The sequence below is a fragment of the Buttiauxella warmboldiae genome (assembly GCF_003818135.1).
In the GTDB taxonomy this organism is placed as follows: domain Bacteria; phylum Pseudomonadota; class Gammaproteobacteria; order Enterobacterales; family Enterobacteriaceae; genus Buttiauxella; species Buttiauxella warmboldiae.
Window position 1 is genome coordinate 51581 of record NZ_RPOH01000042.1, and the last position, 17271, is coordinate 68851.

The 17271-nt window shown below is 44.9% G+C and carries 10 protein-coding genes and 1 pseudogene; 9 read left to right on the forward strand and 2 right to left on the reverse strand.

From position 1 onward, the window contains the following. The first annotated feature begins 545 nt into the window (after positions 1-545). The 5 genes from EHN07_RS11535 (at position 546) to EHN07_RS11555 (ending at position 7898) form a co-directional block, all read left to right on the forward strand. On the forward strand, positions 546-1868 hold the full coding sequence (locus tag EHN07_RS11535) for an MFS transporter (protein ID WP_124024281.1): 1323 nt from the start codon (positions 546-548) through the stop codon (positions 1866-1868). A gap of 19 nt (positions 1869-1887) precedes the next feature. Then, complete coding sequence (arfA, locus tag EHN07_RS11540) at positions 1888-3402, forward strand: arabinosylfuranosidase ArfA (RefSeq protein ID WP_124024282.1); 1515 nt, start codon at positions 1888-1890, stop codon at positions 3400-3402. A 238-nt stretch (positions 3403-3640) separates the two neighbouring features. Beyond that, entirely contained in the window at positions 3641-5002 is a 1362-nt protein-coding gene (locus EHN07_RS11545; RefSeq protein ID WP_124024283.1) for an MFS transporter, read from the forward strand. A gap of 565 nt (positions 5003-5567) precedes the next feature. Next, positions 5568-6476 (forward strand): ArsR/SmtB family transcription factor, encoded by a 909-nt coding sequence (locus EHN07_RS11550; RefSeq protein ID WP_124024284.1) that lies wholly within the window; start codon positions 5568-5570, stop codon positions 6474-6476. A gap of 576 nt (positions 6477-7052) precedes the next feature. Continuing rightward, positions 7053-7898, forward strand: a complete 846-nt coding sequence (locus tag EHN07_RS11555) for an alpha/beta fold hydrolase (protein ID WP_208646991.1) — start codon at positions 7053-7055, stop codon at positions 7896-7898. A 132-nt stretch (positions 7899-8030) separates the two neighbouring features. On the opposite strand, the gene EHN07_RS11565 is transcribed toward EHN07_RS11555, so the two are convergent. Further along, the gene (locus EHN07_RS11565) at positions 8031-9641 is read right to left on the reverse strand and encodes an FAD-NAD(P)-binding protein (RefSeq protein ID WP_124024285.1); all 1611 of its coding nucleotides are present in this window, start codon (positions 9639-9641) and stop codon (positions 8031-8033) included. A 459-nt stretch (positions 9642-10100) separates the two neighbouring features. Between EHN07_RS11565 and EHN07_RS20425 the strand changes: the two are divergent. Continuing rightward, positions 10101-10306 (forward strand): annotated as a pseudogene (locus tag EHN07_RS20425) (arabinose:proton symporter); the annotation flags it as partial. A gap of 63 nt (positions 10307-10369) precedes the next feature. On the opposite strand, the gene EHN07_RS11570 reads toward EHN07_RS20425, so the two are convergent. After that, positions 10370-11773 carry a diguanylate cyclase gene (locus tag EHN07_RS11570; RefSeq protein WP_124024286.1) on the reverse strand — a complete coding sequence of 468 codons (1404 nt, stop codon included), beginning with the start codon at positions 11771-11773 and terminating at the stop codon, positions 10370-10372. A gap of 335 nt (positions 11774-12108) precedes the next feature. Between EHN07_RS11570 and yahO the strand changes: the two genes are divergently transcribed. From yahO to fdnG, 3 genes are all read left to right on the forward strand, one after another. Next, on the forward strand, positions 12109-12387 hold the full coding sequence (yahO, locus tag EHN07_RS11575; RefSeq protein WP_124024287.1) for a DUF1471 family periplasmic protein YahO: 279 nt from the start codon (positions 12109-12111) through the stop codon (positions 12385-12387). A 165-nt stretch (positions 12388-12552) separates the two neighbouring features. After that, positions 12553-14013 (forward strand): TrkH family potassium uptake protein, encoded by a 1461-nt coding sequence (locus EHN07_RS11580; RefSeq protein ID WP_124024288.1) that lies wholly within the window; start codon positions 12553-12555, stop codon positions 14011-14013. Between the two features lie 206 nt (positions 14014-14219). Beyond that, complete coding sequence (gene fdnG / locus EHN07_RS11590; protein ID WP_148085468.1) at positions 14220-17267, forward strand: formate dehydrogenase-N subunit alpha; 3048 nt, start codon at positions 14220-14222, stop codon at positions 17265-17267. The last annotated feature ends 4 nt before the right edge of the window (positions 17268-17271 follow it).

Genomic DNA, 17271 nt, shown 5'->3' on the forward strand with positions numbered 1-17271 from the left:
ATTGGCGTTTTTAGTACCGTGTTTTGGGTAAAGAGAAAAACTCTCCATCGGTGTGGTTTTGATTAACAACCATCTAAACTAATTCACATTTGAACTCCCTCTTTTCATTGGGTCATCTGTTGTCCTGAAGTGAGCGTATCACCTCCGTTAAGATGCTCAAATTCAATGTGCCGCTACAAAAATATCCAGCTTCAGCCATAAGTAAATCTACTTAGCCCATCAGCCATTTTACATGGCATTACCACCATGCTCATCATCCGTGATTAAACCTAAAAGCAGCAAAGATACTTGTATCACATTATCAATATTTTATTTAAAACAGAACCATAACCCCCTTATTAAAAGATATCCCATTGAATAAACGCATAAAAACAACGATAAGCGCCTAAAAAACCAACTTTAATACTCATTGATTTTATTGATGTTTTTTCTTTTCGCGACTCTTCAATCCTTATTGACAGTCTCATCAGGATTAATTTACTTTTACTTTAGATTTTACGTAAATATTTCATGTTTATCTAAAACAAAAAAGACAGGAGCACAGAATGGACGTAACTCATAGTGAGGTTTCCCCTCAAAGCTGGGGGGATAAAAAACGATTTACTCGCATAATTCCTATGCTTGCCGTGATGTATCTACTGGCTCTTATCTGCCGTAATAATATTGGATATGCGTTCCATGGGATGGATCAATCGTTTAATTTATCAGCGACAATTTCCGGCCTGGTCGGCGGGATCTTCTTCATTGGATATCTATTACTACAAATCCCAGGCGGTCATCTGGCCCAGAAAGTTAGCGCAAAAAAAATAATCACTTTCTGTATGGTTGCGTGGGGTTTAGTGTGTGTTTCCATGGGTTTTGTCCAAAGTGGTGGGCAGCTTTTGACTATGAGATTCTTGTTGGGATTAAGCCAAAGTATGCTTTATCCAACAACATTAATTCTGATCGGTAAGTGGTTCCCGCAGCGTGAACGTGCACGAGCAATCGGCTACTGGTCAATTGGGGCAACGGTTTCTAATTTTATTGTGGGTCCGCTTTCAGGATTCTTAGTCGATACATTTTCCTGGCAGATGCTTTTTGTTTTCCAGGGTATTCCGGTATTGATCGCTGTCATTTTTTGGATATGGCTGATTGCAGAGACTCCTGCCGAAGCAAAATTCCTCAGCAAAGCAGAGAAAGATTATTTGGCAACTGAATTTGCAAATGATACGGACAATACAATTAAAAATACTAATAAGAGCGTCACCAGTCTTGTTCTGAAGAATAAATTTGTTTGGCTGCTGACATGTGTATTTCTCCTTAACAACATGTTTAACTATGGCTTAAGTATTTGGTGGCCAACAATTGCAAGTTCAGTAACTGGCTCAAGCTATACCCTGGTAGGGATCCTTTCCACAATAGCTCCACTTATTGGACTGGTCGTTATGTTTTTTGTATCCAGCCACTCTGACCGTACAGGCGAACGTAAATGGCATGCGGTATCCATTCTGCTTATCTGTGGGGTAGCACTTGCAATTTCAGCCCTAACTGAAGGGGCACCGTTTGTATCTATTATATTTATCCTAATCGCACAAGGTATTTGGGCCGGATTTAGCCCTGTATTCTGGACAATCCCCTCAATAATAATTAGTTCTGCGGCAATAGGTGCAGCCACCGGTCTTATTAATGGCGTCGGTAATCTGGGCGGTTTCGTTGGTCCATACCTCTTTGGGTATCTGATTGATCTTACGGGCAGCACTCAGATGGGGTTATTCTTTATTGTCGGAGTGCAAATAATGGCTGGGTTATTATTAGCCACATTAAAAAGTCCTAAGTTAGAGATCGCAACAAAAAATATTCAATTGAAAAATTCAACCTCTACCAGATAGTTTTAATGGAGTAAATAATATGTTCAACAAAGCAAGACTTGTTTTCGACAAAGACTATGTCATTTCAAAAATTGATAATAGAATTTACGGTTCCTTTATAGAAAATCTGGGAAGGTGCGTTTACGGTGGAATTTATGATCCACAGGACCCAACAGCGGACAGCGATGGCTTCCGTAAAGATGTTATCGATGCTGTCAAGGAACTCAATGTTCCTATGATTCGTCTACCGGGGGGGAATTTTGTCGCAACCTATATATGGGAGGATGGAGTTGGACCAAGAGATCAACGTCCACGGAAACCAGACCTGGCCTGGAAATGTATAGAAACAAATCAGATTGGAACGAATGAATACATGGACTGGCTTAATAAAGTCGGTGCTGAAGCAATGATGACGGTGAATGTTGGAACCAGAGGGATTCTGGACGCACTTAACTTATTAGATTATTGCAACCGTGAATCAGGAACATACTATAGTGATTTACGTGTTTCTCATGGCTATAAAAAACCACATGCCATCAAAACATGGGCCATAGGCAATGAACTCGATGGTGTATGGCAGGTGGGGCAGCAAACACCATTTGAATATGCACGTATTGCAAGAGAAACAGCCAAAGCGATGAAGCGGCAAGATGGAAGCATACAAATAGTGGCTGCCGGAAGCGCTGGACAGGAATATCCAACATTCGGGGAATGGGAACAAACTTTAATTCAGGAAGCCCATCCTTTTATTGATTATCTATCCCTACATCAATACTATTTAAATGTTGAAAAAGATACGGCAAACTTCCTGGCGAAAACACTGGCTTTCGATGATTATATTAAGTCAATTGGTAGTTTGATTGATTATATGAAAGTAAAAAATAAATCACACAACAATATTTATATCTCTTTGGATGAATGGAATGTCTGGTATCATACGCGTAAAGATGATATGGCTGCCATTCGTGACCGTGGCAATGAATGGCCAATTGCTCCGAGCCTATTAGAAGAGCCATATAACTTCGAGGATGCTCTCGTCGCAGGGGCAATGTTAATTGCATTACTTCGTAACAGTGATCGAGTCAAAATTGCTGCCTATGCCCAACTTGTCAATGTGTTAGCACCTGTTATGACAGATAAAAATGGACAATTGTGGCGTAACACTATTTTCTACCCTATTTTTTACACTTCAAAATATGGACGTGGCACTGCAATTCAAGGCGTGATTCAATCACCAAAATACGATAGTAGAGATTTTACTGATGTGCCTGTTTTAGATGCTGTTGCAGTGTTAAATGAAGATGAAACTGAACTGACATTGTTTGCAATAAATAAATCGCTTAAAGACCAGCTGGTAATTCAATGTGATTTCCGCTCTTTTGGTCACCTTGAGATGATCCAACATATCGCGCTAGAAAATGATAATGTTTACGCTGTGAATACATTAAAAAACCCCAACCTTGTTTTGCCAATCGAGAAAAAAATCGCATCAGAAGCTAATCAGTTATCCCTGGAGCCCTTATCATGGAATATGATACGTTATAAAATAAAATGAAACCTATCGCCAGGTTTCATTTTTCAGTAAAAATGAAAATATGATTTTTAAATATGTAATTATTTTTCTGGTGTCACAATTTGGCACCAGTGATTACACTTTAAAATATTATTAGCATGGTCAGCATATGATAATTCACATCCCGAACTGTTGATATTTTAGCTCTAACGGGAGTATTTATTAAGTTTGCTGCACACGCCACTTTTCAATTATCAACCTTATTCAAGGTGGTAACTCTATGTACAAACACAAGTTAAGTACTTTTGAAAAAATTGGATTTGGTGCTGGGGATATGGCCATCAATCTGGTTTTTTCTTCCATGATGCTAATTATAACATTTTTCTATACAGATATTTTTGGCATTCGCTCTGAAGATTTAGTATTACTTTTTATTATCGTCAGGCTGCTTGATGGTATCACAGATCCAATTATGGGATTAGTAACAGAAAAAATTGTAACGCGCCATGGCCGTTATAGACCATACCTTTTGTATTTCGCAATACCGTTTGGTATATCTATTTTCCTGGCGTTCAGCACTCCTGATGTCGATTATAATGCTAAACTAATTTATGCATATGCATCGTATATATTTGTAACATTAATGTTTACGGTTATAACAATCCCCTATATATCATTAATTAGTGTTCTAACTGATGATCCTAAAGAGCGCTTATCAGCAAATGGTTATCGACTTTTTTTTGCTAAAGCTGCGGCATTTATGGTTTCAATTGTTGTTCCTCCCCTGGCTTCATATTTAGGCTCGTCAAATATGCAGTCTGGCTACCAGTATGCAATGGGATTGATGGGCCTGATGGGAACACTATTTCTACTTTTCTGTTTTTTTTCAACGAAAGAACGTATTCATTACAAGAGTGATAACTTACCATTAAAAGAACAAATGAAAAGCCTTTTAAAAAATGATCAATGGATTATTCTTTGCTTATCTTGCATATTTGTGTCCGTTGGTTCAGTTTTGAGAGGTTCGGTTGCTGCATATTATGCTAAATACAACCTTAGTGGTGATTCAGTTACTATTTCATATTTTTTAACTGTTGGCGTTTCTGCATTTATATGTTCAGTAATTACGTCTACCTGGTTAACAAAAAAATACTGTAAAATAAAAGTATTTAAATACAGTCAAATTATAACTTTTATTGTTTCCATAGTGTTTTTTATGACTACGGATAATCAAAGCTTTGTTTTATCATGTTTCTTATTTTTTGTTCTTTCATTTTTTTCAACATTATATGCCCCCATATTTTGGGCATCTATCCCTGAGACAGTAGATTATGGATTTTATAAAACAGGGAAGCGTGTTTCCGGCCTGGCATTTGGCGGGATTGCGTTCTGTCAGAAGTTTGGCATGGGCATAGCGGGCGCTCTTGTTGGCTATTTGTTAAGTTATTTTGACTATGTGCCAAATGCCATGCAGTCTCCTTCTTCCACTCTCGGGATAGCATTGATGCTGACAATAATACCAGGAGCATTCCATCTGATTACAGGAATTATTATGTCTAAGTATATGATAACGGAAAAATATCATCAGTCGATAAATACCCATAATGTTTTAGCCGATTATAAAAAAGCCCACGAGGTCTAATCAATAATTATCAGCTTTAAAATTTCAGATAAACATTAGTACAGCTAATGGTAGCTTGATGAAAATGGAGATAATATGCAACATATAGTAATGATAATCATTACTCTGGCCGTTATTGTTTCTGCTATTTTATTAATTGCAAAATGTAGATAAAAACTCAGTAACCACAGTACAGATCTTTGAATTAAGGAATAATTAAATAACCATACTGAAACCAGTGGAGATATAAACTATCGAGAGTAAGCCTAACGGTAACGGAAAAATATTATGTTAATATCCTCTATCAGAACCGAGGGCATAAAGTCTAAATAATCTTGCGTAATAGCTAATCCTTTTCAGGGGCATATCGCGGAGGATCATTGGCAAAACTATCTGCTCACCATGGATGAGAGTCAGCACAGATTGCTAAAATTGCAAGTGATAAAAGGAGGAGCAACTGCAAGCAATCATTATCAATAGCATGTTGATTTATAATATTTATCACGCGTATAAAAAACCATTTTACATAAACGTAAAATGGTTTATACTTTGACATTGTGATAAATATTTATAGAGGTGTCTTCTGGTGTTATATATTAATAAGTTATCTACTGGAACATCTATATTTAAAGCTTTGAGCTCAGCAGTCCGAATTAGCATTCTTGAGATTCTTAATGAACGTAATGGCATGAATATGAATGCCCTCGCGGAGTATTTAGGTATTAGTAATGGTGCTGTTACCATGCATATTAAAAAACTTGAAGATGCTGGACTCATAAAAACAGTATCAAATTATGCAAAAAACGGCATACAAAAAAACTGCTATGTTATTGAAAATAAAATTCTTATTGAGTTTGGTGATAATAAAGAAAATTATATCTATGAGTCCGATCTAAAAGTTGGACAGTACAGCAATTTTCAAGTAACGCCCACCTGTGGTATGGCAACAAAAGAGATGATCATCGGAGAGTTTGATAACCCTCAGGTATTTGCTGATCCAAAGCATATTGATGCGGGGATCATTTGGTTTACTACAGGTTTCTTAGAATATCGCATCCCAAACTACTCAGCTGGACGCACAGTAAGTGAAATTCAAATATCATTCGAAATAGGTTCTGAAGCTCCTTATTATAATGATGATTGGCCATCTGATATTCATTTTTCTGTTAATGGAATGGATATAGGATATTGGCAAAGTCCTGGAGATATTGGCGGTATTAAATATAGTGGTAATCCAATATGGTGGCCGCCTCATCTGAATCAATACGGTTTTTTAAAACTATTAAGAATAAATAATAATGGTTCCTTTATTGATGGACGAAAAATATCTGACATTAACATTGCTCAAATCCTGCACAACAGGGAAGAAGAGCCTTTTATTCTTCGCTTCAGTGTTCACCCGGAAAGTGAGAACCCCCGTGGATTAACATTATACGGGCAGAACTTTGGGCGCTATGAACAGGGTATTCTAGCCAGAATAATCATACAATCATAATTTATTTTGTTTAGGCTTGATGAAAAGATAGAGGCTAGTCATAACAGATATCGCATGAATCAGGCAGTATTTAATCAAGATGATGTGAATATCACCCTCTATCCAAAAATCGGAGCGGACTGGCAACTTGACTGGATGCAGAAATGCAAAGCCAGTCATTATGGCTAACACTCTACATTACAGTGAGTTATGGCGCCAGCCCCCTTCAATGTAGTAGTTGTTGAGAAAGGTCTGCCCGTTTATCGAAACCATTAATTATTCCCAATAGGTACGTTTAACCTGCAGCGATATCCATGCATTCAACGCGGCTATTTCACTGATAAGCGCCCTGCTCTTCTGCACACTCGTCTTATATTCGGATACTCCCGGCTACCAGCAAGTAAGACTCAATCAAAAAGATCACGATGAGGACAGAACCCCGTAATAGGCACGGTAAAATTTTCCAGCAGCGATCGCTGTATTGTTGGTTGCCGCAGCGTTTAATCGTCGGGAGATATCATCTTATCCGCATCCCGGTTCAGCGGGTAAAGCTCAGGGCTCACTCATTCCATACCCAGTGATTCAGACGAGGAACCAATGAAAATAACCCTTTCAGATAACAGGCAAACTGAAATAAACGTTGAAGTATTTGGTGAAGGAGAACCCGTATTGTTTTTGCACGGTGGGCCGGGCTGTTGCCACGATTCTTATGCCTCCTTTTTTAAACCCCTTAGCGAACATTGCCAGATTATCTATTTTGACCAGATAGCATGCGGTTCTTCTGACTGGTCGATAAGCGGCGAATACCATATTGCTCATGAACTTGAAGTTATCGAAGCCATACGTCTGCAGCTCGGCCATAAGCGCCTGACCGTGGTGGGGGAATCATGGGGAACCATGCTTGGTTTACAATATGCGTCTCACTATCCTGAACAAATCAACCACCTGATATTACTCTCAAGCGTAGGCTCCGGGCTTGAGCAAATGCGTTTATTTGGTGAACGGCTAAGTGCAAAAATATCCGATAAAGACCGCACGGCTTTACAGGAAATTGAAGCCCGTATTAACCACGGAGAAATGAAACAGCAGGACGGGATGGCCGCTTGCCAGAATATTTACAACCGCTATTACCTGTTCAATCCTGCAAACCAGGCAAAGATTATTCAACAGCCGATAAACTTTGAACAGCATCATCGCGTGCTGGAACGCTTTGATACTGAACTGGATTTTCTTACACGCCTTGAGCAATTACGCAAGGTGAAAATCCACATGTACCAGGCCACGCATGATTTGATTAACCCTCGGGATATTGACGAAATTCTTGTCAGTAAACTCAATCCAGTCACATTCAAAGCGGTACCAGAATGCGGCCACTGGATTTATCTGGAACAAACGGACTATATCAACGATGAAATTTTGCGCATCGTGTTGTCCGGCCATTAAAAGTCTGTCTGAAGAGCGGGCTTGATGGCAGCATGCTGCAAAATATCGCCCGCGAAAATAACCTTTCAGAAACGGCGTTTGTGGTAAGCAGGCTAAAGGTTGCGCTTTATGGGAAAAGCGCCCTGTCAGCTTTTATATGTCGATAAACAGCAAACGCCTGCGGGATACGGTGGATTTTTCAAATACGGCTTTTGCCATTAAAGCGCCTATTTCCGCACATGCCGTCAGCCCCTGAATAAATGGCCGGTCATGCATCAGCCAGGGTAGCGCACCGAATGCAATACGCCCACGAACCGCTGCGGGTTCTTGCAGCGTGTAGTCGTCACTGACATCGGGAATATCATCACCGGTCAACTCAAGCTGCCTGCGTAACGTCGGGAATGGAAGATCTTTAGTCTTTAAGGGTTTTTGACCACGGGCATCAATAAAAATATCAAACACATGCTCTTGTTGTTGAGTGCAAATCCGCGTCTGGCTCTCTTGTATCTCCATCTCATAATCCTGACCGAGAGTAAGAATAGTGATAATTCCAGCCTCGCGTAAGGCCAGTAAACGACGAATTGATTGCGAAGGAATTGCCGCATAATTATCGATAAATACTCGAGCAAGCCCTGCGCTGAATCTTTTGCGATCCCGCTCGTTAAGGTGGGGTACGATTTCCTGCACGGTTTCATGTAACCGGAGGATCGCATAACGCCATGGCACGGTACGTCGCTCACGCTTGTTAGCTTCGACTTCATGCAGGTTCAACTCAGCCCAATGAAACGGATCGCTGTTTTTCCGGGTGGCAAACCAGGTATCAGTAAAACTATCGGCATCCAGTGAACGCAGCCCCACCTGTTCGCTCCATAGCGGATCGGCCTGTTCTATTTCCTTAGCCATCAGGCCAAACACCCGGTCAAGCAAACCGTCTGCACCGGCAGCAATCTCGTGATTTATTGCCGCTTCAGTCACGATATTTAAGGGTTGATAGGGAATGGGGCAATAAAAATCCGCTTCCGGCAGAAAGCCTGAGCGTGACATAAGCACGAGGTTAAGCGCTTCGCTTCCATGATCGAGCTTGAACTGCGTGCGCTCGCCATCGATTTCAACAAACTCACCATGCTGGATCACCACCGCCATTGCCGCATCCAGGCCACTTAAAGAGGTTCCCATGATGCCAACCCTGCACGCGGGAATTTTCGCCTCCATCAGCCCAGACCACGGGCTGGGGAAGAAGGTACGGGTTGATTCCTCCTCATCAGGCCAGACATGTCCAGTGGCAATCACCGCGAGATCGAACTGCTCTGCCGCTCTTGCCTTTGCCGTCCACAGCTTCACGCCCCCTTCAGTGGCTTCCAGATCGGTGACTTTACATAACTCATTAACCGTCACCTCAAACCCCTGCGCCCTCGCCTGAGACACCAGTTGCAAAAACTGGTTGCGGAAATATTCACCCAGCAGAATACGCGGCAGGAACTGGCGAATATGAAGTGAGGCACGCTGCACTCCATAGCGAGCCAGATGGGATTCATTCTGACTCAGTAGCCAGTCGATGTAGCTCGAAAAAATAGGCGGAATTTCTATACTGGCAATATTTGCCAGCATCATTCGGGAATTATCTTCATCGCTGTAAGGCATGCCTACTCCAGCCTCGCTGCCTTGCTCATACACCGAAACGGAAAGGGGCTCATTGTTTTTCAGGAGCGAAAAAAAAGTATAAATTCCCGTTGGGCCAGCACCAATAATCGCCACTTTTTTCATTCTTATTCCTCTGCCGTTATTTATCTCATCCATGCAGATTTAAGATCAGGCTTAGCTAACGACTTCCGGCAACGCCTCTGCCAGACAATTATCCTGGTCACACATGGTTTTCCTGCGGCACTACGCATCCCTTTCGTATCATGCACCTAATAGCGTAGTTGGTTTCTGCACGGTTAAAACCACAGAACAATATTTATCCATAACTATTTATCTATAAAAATGGATAGATCCCGAAGAAAGAAAAGAAATCAATAAATCATCCTGTTGTTATTTATTATTTTATGGTTAATTTCAGCATATACATCATTTATGCCACACTCATCACACAAATGACCACGACAGCATAATAGTCCATATCTCTGTCAGCCCGGTGTAAGACGGTTATAAGCAAGTTCTTATACAGTTCAACAACGGTTTTCGGAAAGCACAGTGAGCTTCCGCGATTGACGGAGAATAGTTATGTCTAATGAAGTCTTGCCTGGTCGTCCTGTTCATCTCAACATCAAAGTACGCGATTCGCGCCGAATGACGCTGTTTGTTTCCGTTCCGCAGCGGTGGCGGGGCTGCTGTTTGGGCTGGATATCGGCGTGATTTCCGGGGCGTTGCCCTTTATTACTCAGCACTTTACTTTATCCAGCCAGCAACAGGAGTGGGTGGCCAGTAGTTGATGCGAAAAACCAGCCAGGTCTTAAATAACCAGAGCTGGTTTTGTCATGAGCTACCCCACGTTAAAGCGTATGTTCTATACCGAGCGAGTAGCTTTCAATACGGTTGCGCCCGTTGTTTTTTGCCTGATATAACATTTTATCGGCTTTATTAATAAGCCATTGGTAGTCAGGATGATTATCAAACTCGGCAAGCCCGGCACTGATGGTGATGTTAAATGAGGTATTTACATCAACTTCAATCACCTGGCTGGCAATATCATTGCGTAACCGCTCCATAAGCGTTTGTGCCTGGGCTAGCGGGGTTTCCACCAGCAATAGCATAAATTCTTCACCGCCATAGCGGAAAACATAATCACTACTGCGAACATGCTCATGCAACCACACAGCGATGCTTTTTAGCGTGTTATCCCCTACGCTGTGGCCATAGCTATCATTAATTTGTTTAAAATAATCGATATCCAGCAGGGCAATAGTAAAAGACTTACCGGAACCGATGGATAAAGCAATCTCACGTCTCATAATCGTCGGGATAAAACGTCTGGTGAGCAGCCTGGTCAGCGGATCTTTACCATTCTCACTTTTCACAATCTCTTCAAATATTGAGCTAAGAATCATATTGACCTGCTCTACATCCTGTCTTAACAGGCGTAGCAGGTGGATTCGACTCAGCATATCAGCAGAGTCGTTAGCAAATTCAGTCGCAATCAACCGATCTATTTTTTGGATTAACGAATCAATTTTGTGAATTAAATCTGGCTGTCTGAATATATGCTGGCCTTTATGGGAAAACCATAAACCAAATTCAGAATCACTGAGCAGCACTCGTTCCTCAAAAGGTAACTCAGTGGCAACATTATAAATAAATTGATTTTCCCAGTCTTTTAAAGCGCCGAGCTGCCGCTCGCGTTCGACGCTCATATCATCGTAAACCGTCAGCAGGCGAAAATGCTCCTGATCGTGCATCATTTTCTGATGTGATGGCGTAAAGGCGACGGTCATCACTTCAATAGCTGAATCTATTGCCATGCCGCTAAAAAATATCGCCTGGTTAATTTCTGCAGCCGTGAGTTGCGCTTTACTTAATAGCAGCTGAAAAAGCTCATATTTCAGCTTGCGGGCGCCACGGGCAACCAGCTCGATAGGCAGGCCGATACGGGCGTGCACTTCGCCAACCTTACGTTGATGCGCAATGAGTTCAGAGAGATCCTCACGTGAGCTCCCCAAAACTTTACGCAACCAGTTAATCATGCTGGCGCTCAGCCGCTCTTCAACCTGAGAGGTGCTAAGAAATAGCTGTGCCTTCTCATCCTGCAACATATATTGATAATAAGCATCAACCAGGGAGCCGATCTCCTCATCACTAAGGGCGATGAGTGTCTGATGAGTTGCAGTATTTGTTTTATTAATTAACAACTGCCACTCATTTTTAATAACATCATAATTAACAGGCTGGGTGTTTTTCATAAGTGTAACATTTATTCTTCGCGAGATATTATTTCTATTAAGAAATGCTCTTAGTGGCCGGGATAATATATCAGCCAGGATTTTTTGTATAATTTTATAATATTTATAAGGTTGATATTTTTAGCGTATTAATGTCATCAGGCTAAAAGCCCCTTATCCTTAGCCCCCTCTGTGCAAAAGAGCGCCATCCTCGGGATAAAAGCAATACTAACATCACGATAGCTGCGAATTTTTACCTTTTCTTTCTTTGAGCATTGGCAAAAATCACGAACCTGAACCATAGTTTAAACGTTAGGAAAACACACTATGTTCCACCATCAAAAATGAGGTTCATCATGAAGATAGCACAAGCCATTTTTGCCACAATTGCTTTAGGTTCCCTCTCATTCGGTGCCATCTCGGCAGAGTTGTTGAGTAAAGAAGATTTTAAACAACATCAAGACCAGTATGTGAAAGTGGGAAGTATTACTACCTCTGGTGAAACTTCACCGAGTGACGCTAAAGAAGAACTCTCCAAAAAAGCTGATGCGCTTGGCGGTCAATTTTATGTCGTCACCTCTGCAGATACCGACAATAAAATCCACGGTACCGCAGACGTGTACAACAAGAAGTAATCTATATCGCAGCTAACCACACAAACTAAGCCAGGATGAGCACTTGTCTTGTTCATCCTGTTTTTGCCGTCACTCTCATATCGCCATCCCGGCCTGAAATACCCTATACTTCCCATTCCTACCTGATTGATATGCCTGAATAACGCGGGTATCTGGGTACCATTGATGTATATATCAACACGTTTAAGAATTGTGATTCACCTGTGTGCCTTTTTGGTCGTGCTCTACAGCCTGACCATGATCCCGCCGATGTTACTGGCGTTGATTGAGAAAGAGCGCAGCCTGTTTGGTTTTCTGTATACTTTTATTATCACTTTTACGCTCGGCATCCTGTGTTGGGTAATGACCGGTCGTTCCAACATTCAGCTCGAAACCCGCGATGGTTTTATTATCATTGTGCTGTTCTGGCTGCTCTTTTCCGTCATCAGCGCCATGCCGCTGTGGCTTGACGATAGCTATAGCGTCTCTTTAGCAGATGCTATATTTGAAGGTGTTTCGGGCATTACCACCACCGGAGCCACCGTTTTTAACGATGTCACCCATCTGCCTAAGTCAATCCTCTATTATCGCGCCCAGCTAAATTTCGTTGGCGGTCTCGGCGTCATTGTCTTAGCTGTTGCGGTGCTGCCGCTGCTGGGTATCGGCGGGATGAAACTCTATCAGTCTGAAATGCCTGGCCCATTTAAAGAAGAGCGCTTAACTCCCCGGCTGGCGGATACCGCCAAAAGCCTGTGGCTGACTTATCTGCTGCTGGGCGCCACCTGTATCATGGCATACAGGCTCGCGGGAATGCCGTTTTTTGATGCGCTATGCCATGGCCTTTCCACCGTTTCATTAGGCGGGTTTTCAACAAGATCGCAAAGCATCGGCTTCTATGACAGCTACGCCATTGAGCTGGTCGCAGGGGCATTTTCACTGCTCTCAGCCATCAATTTCACGCTCTATTTTGTTGCCCTGGCGCGCCGCAGTATTAAACCCTTTCTTAAAAGTGCGGAACTGCGATTCTTTTTGCTGGTAGCAAGCGTGGTGATTGTCATTATTACCCTTGAGGTGTGGCGTGCCGGGATGTATGCCCTGCCTGCGTCTTTCGTACATGCCTTTTTCCTGACCAGCTCGATGATTACCGATAACGGTCTTTCAACTGGCGATTACGCCTCCTGGCCGGTACACACCATTGTTCTGCTGCTATCGGCCAGCTTCTTTGGCGGCTGCGTCGGGTCCACCTGCGGCGGGGTTAAAGCGCTACGCTTCCTGGTGTTATTTAAACAAACCCGCCACGAAGTCCATCAGCTGGCGCACCCGCGCGCCATTATGAGCATTCGTATCGGCAACTCGCCGGTCAATGACCGAGTGCTGCGTTCCGTATGGAGCTTTTTCTTTCTCTATGTGGTCTGCACCTGCTTTTTTATCTGGGTTTTAAATTTGCAGGGTTATGACCTGCTGACCTCTTTTGCCACGGTTGCCGCCTGTATCAACAATATGGGGCTGGGTTTTGGTGAGACGGCATCAGGATTTGGCACGTTAAGCGATAGCGCGAAGTATCTGATGTGCGCGGCGATGTTACTGGGCCGTCTGGAGATCTATCCGGTGTTGATTCTCTTCTCGCGAACCTTCTGGCGAAGCTAATACGTGATTTCCGGCAATGGATTGCCGGGGTTATCGCACAACACATTAAACGCACATACTCCTTAAGGTTATTGGAAACCACGTCCCCTCTACCCATTAAGTAGCAGTTCACTGCCCAATGCTTAGCGAATTGATTTTGCTCAATAACCCCCCTGCCGCAGTTGCTATTTTCGCCGCCATTCATACGTCATAACAATGAGGTTACGATGGACGTCAGTCGCAGAAAATTTTTCAAAATCTGTGCCGGCGGGATGGCAGGAACCACCGCCGCTGTACTGGGATTTTCTCCCAAAGCGGCACTTGCCGAAGTGCGCAATTATAAGCTTTTGCGCGCAAAAGAAACCCGCAACACCTGTACATACTGCTCCGTAGGCTGTGGTTTGCTGATGTATAGCCTGGGCGATGGCTCAAAAAATGCTAAATCCAGTATTTTCCATATCGAAGGCGACCCGGATCATCCGGTTAACCGTGGGGCGTTATGCCCGAAAGGCGCGGGCCTGCTGGATTATATCCACAGCGAAAGCCGCCTGCGTTACCCGGAATATCGCGCGCCTGGTTCCGATAAATGGCAGCGCATCAGCTGGGAAGACGCTTTCTCGCGCATTTCTCGCCTGATGAAAGCCGACCGCGACGCCAACTTCATTGAGAAAAACGAGCACAACGTCACGGTCAACCGCTGGCTCTCCACCGGCATGCTGTGCGCTTCGGCGGCCAGCAATGAAACCGGGATGCTGACACAAAAATTTGTCCGTTCCCTGGGCATGTTAGCGGTAGATAACCAGGCGCGCGTCTGACACGGACCAACGGTAGCAAGTCTTGCTCCAACATTTGGTCGCGGTGCGATGACCAACCACTGGGTTGATATCAAAAACGCCAACGTGGTGATGGTGATGGGCGGCAACGCCGCAGAAGCTCACCCGGTAGGTTTCCGCTGGGCGATGGAAGCCAAAAACAACAACGACGCCACGCTGATTGTGGTCGACCCGCGCTTTACCCGCACCGCATCGGTGGCGGATATTTATGCGCCAATTCGCTCCGGCACCGACATTACCTTCCTGTCGGGCGTGATCCTATATCTGATTTCCAACAACAAAATCAACGCCGAATACGTTAAGCATTACACCAACGCCGCGCTGCTGGTGCGTGATGACTTCAGCTTTGATGACGGCCTGTTTAGCGGCTACGACGCCGAAAAACGCCAGTACGACAAAACCAGCTGGAACTATCAGTTCGACGAGAACGGCTATGCCAGACGCGACGATACGCTGACCGACCCACGCTGCGTGTGGAATCTGCTCAAAGAGCACGTTTCCCGCTACACGCCGGAAATGGTCGAGCATATCTGCGGCACGCCGCAGGCTGATTTCCTCAAAGTATGCGAAGTACTGGCCTCCACCAGCGCCGCCGACCGTACCACCACTTTCTTGTATGCACTGGGCTGGACGCAGCACTCCGTCGGCTCGCAGAACATCCGCACCATGGCGATGATCCAGCTGCTGCTTGGCAATATGGGTATGGCGGGCGGCGGCGTAAACGCCCTGCGCGGGCACTCCAATATCCAGGGGCTGACCGATTTGGGTCTGCTGTCCACCAGCCTGCCGGGTTATCTGACGCTGCCGTCAGAAAAACACGCCGATCTGCAAACCTATCTGGCGGCCAACACGCCAGAAGCCACGCTGCCGGGCCAGGTGAACTATTGGGGCAACTATCCGAAGTTCTTCGTCAGCCTGATGAAAGCGTTTTATGGCGACGATGCGCAAAAGGAAAACAACTGGGGCTACGACTGGCTGCCGAAGTGGGATCAGGCCTACGACGTGCTGAAGTATTTCGACATGATGGACCGCAATAAAGTGAGCGGTTACATCTGCCAGGGCTTTAACCCGGTAGCGTCGTTCCCGGATAAAAACAAGATTGTAGCAAGCCTCAGCAAGCTGAAATATCTGGTGATTATCGACCCGTTAGTCACTGAAACGTCTAATTTCTGGCAGAACCACGGCGAGATGAACGACGTGAACCCGGCGGCGATTCAGACCGAAGTGTTCCGTTTGCCATCCACCTGTTTTGCTGAAGAAGACGGATCAATTGCCAACTCCGGGCGCTGGTTACAGTGGCACTGGAAAGGCGCGGATGCACCGGGTGAAGCCCGCAACGACGGTGAAATCCTGGCGGGAATTTATCATAAAATCCGCGAGCTTTATCGCACCGAAGGCGGCAAGGGCGCTGAGCCATTGCTGAAAATGGGCTGGCATTACGAGCAGCCTGACCATCCTGAATCTGAAGAAGTCGCCAAAGAGAACAACGGCTACGCGCTGGAAGACCTGTTCGATACCAACGGTAATTTAGTGGCGAAAAAAGGCCAGCTTCTGGACTCCTTCGCGCAGTTGCGTGACGACGGCTCCACGGCTTCCGCCTGCTGGATTTATACCGGCAGCTGGACGACGAAAGGCAACCAGATGGCGAATCGCGATAACGCCGATCCTTCCGGGCTTGGCAACACCCTGGGCTGGGCCTGGGCGTGGCCGCTTAACCGCCGCATTCTCTACAACCGCGCGTCAGCCGATCCACAGGGCAACCCGTGGGATGCGAAACGTATGCTGATTAAGTGGAACGGCGTGAAGTGGGTCGGGAACGATATCCCGGACTACAACACGGCGGCACCGGGCAGCGGCGTTGGGCCATTTATCATGCAGCAGGAAGGTTTAGGCCGCCTGTTTGCTATCAATAAAATGGCCGAAGGCCCGTTCCCGGAACACTACGAGCCGTTTGAAACGCCGCTGGGCACCAACCCGCTGCACCCGAAGGTAGTATCGAACCCGGCGGCTCGCCTGTATGAAGCCGATGCCAAACGCATGGGCAAACGCCACGAGTTCCCGTACGTCGGCACCACCTATCGCCTGACCGAGCACTTCCACACCTGGACCAAGCACTCGCGGCTTAACGCGATTGCACAACCCGAGCAGTTTGTGGAAATCAGCGAGGCGCTTGCAAAAGCCAAAGGCATTAGCAACGGCGACCGCGTAAAAGTCAGCAGCAAGCGCGGGTTTATTCGTGCCGTTGCGGTAGTCACGCCGCGCCTGCAAACGCTGAAAGCTGGCGGGCAGGAAGTGGAAACCGTCGGTATTCCGCTGCACTGGGGCTTTGAAGGCGCCGCGCGTAAAGGCTATCTCGCCAACACGCTAACGCCTTCGGTCGGTGACGCCAACTCGCAAACGCCAGAGTACAAGGCGTTTCTGGTCAACATTGAGAAGGCGTAAGGAG

Coding starts and splice junctions, on each gene's coding strand:
- EHN07_RS11535 (WP_124024281.1), top strand. CDS start 546: ATGGACGTAACTCATAGTGAGGTTTCCCCTCAAAGCTGGGGGGATAAA.
- arfA (WP_124024282.1), top strand. CDS start 1,888: ATGTTCAACAAAGCAAGACTTGTTTTCGACAAAGACTATGTCATTTCA.
- EHN07_RS11545 (WP_124024283.1), top strand. CDS start 3,641: ATGTACAAACACAAGTTAAGTACTTTTGAAAAAATTGGATTTGGTGCT.
- EHN07_RS11555 (WP_208646991.1), top strand. CDS start 7,053: ATGAAAATAACCCTTTCAGATAACAGGCAAACTGAAATAAACGTTGAA.
- EHN07_RS11565 (WP_124024285.1), bottom strand. CDS start 9,641: ATGAAAAAAGTGGCGATTATTGGTGCTGGCCCAACGGGAATTTATACT.
- EHN07_RS11570 (WP_124024286.1), bottom strand. CDS start 11,773: ATGAAAAACACCCAGCCTGTTAATTATGATGTTATTAAAAATGAGTGG.
- yahO (WP_124024287.1), top strand. CDS start 12,109: ATGAAGATAGCACAAGCCATTTTTGCCACAATTGCTTTAGGTTCCCTC.
- EHN07_RS11580 (WP_124024288.1), top strand. CDS start 12,553: ATGTATATATCAACACGTTTAAGAATTGTGATTCACCTGTGTGCCTTT.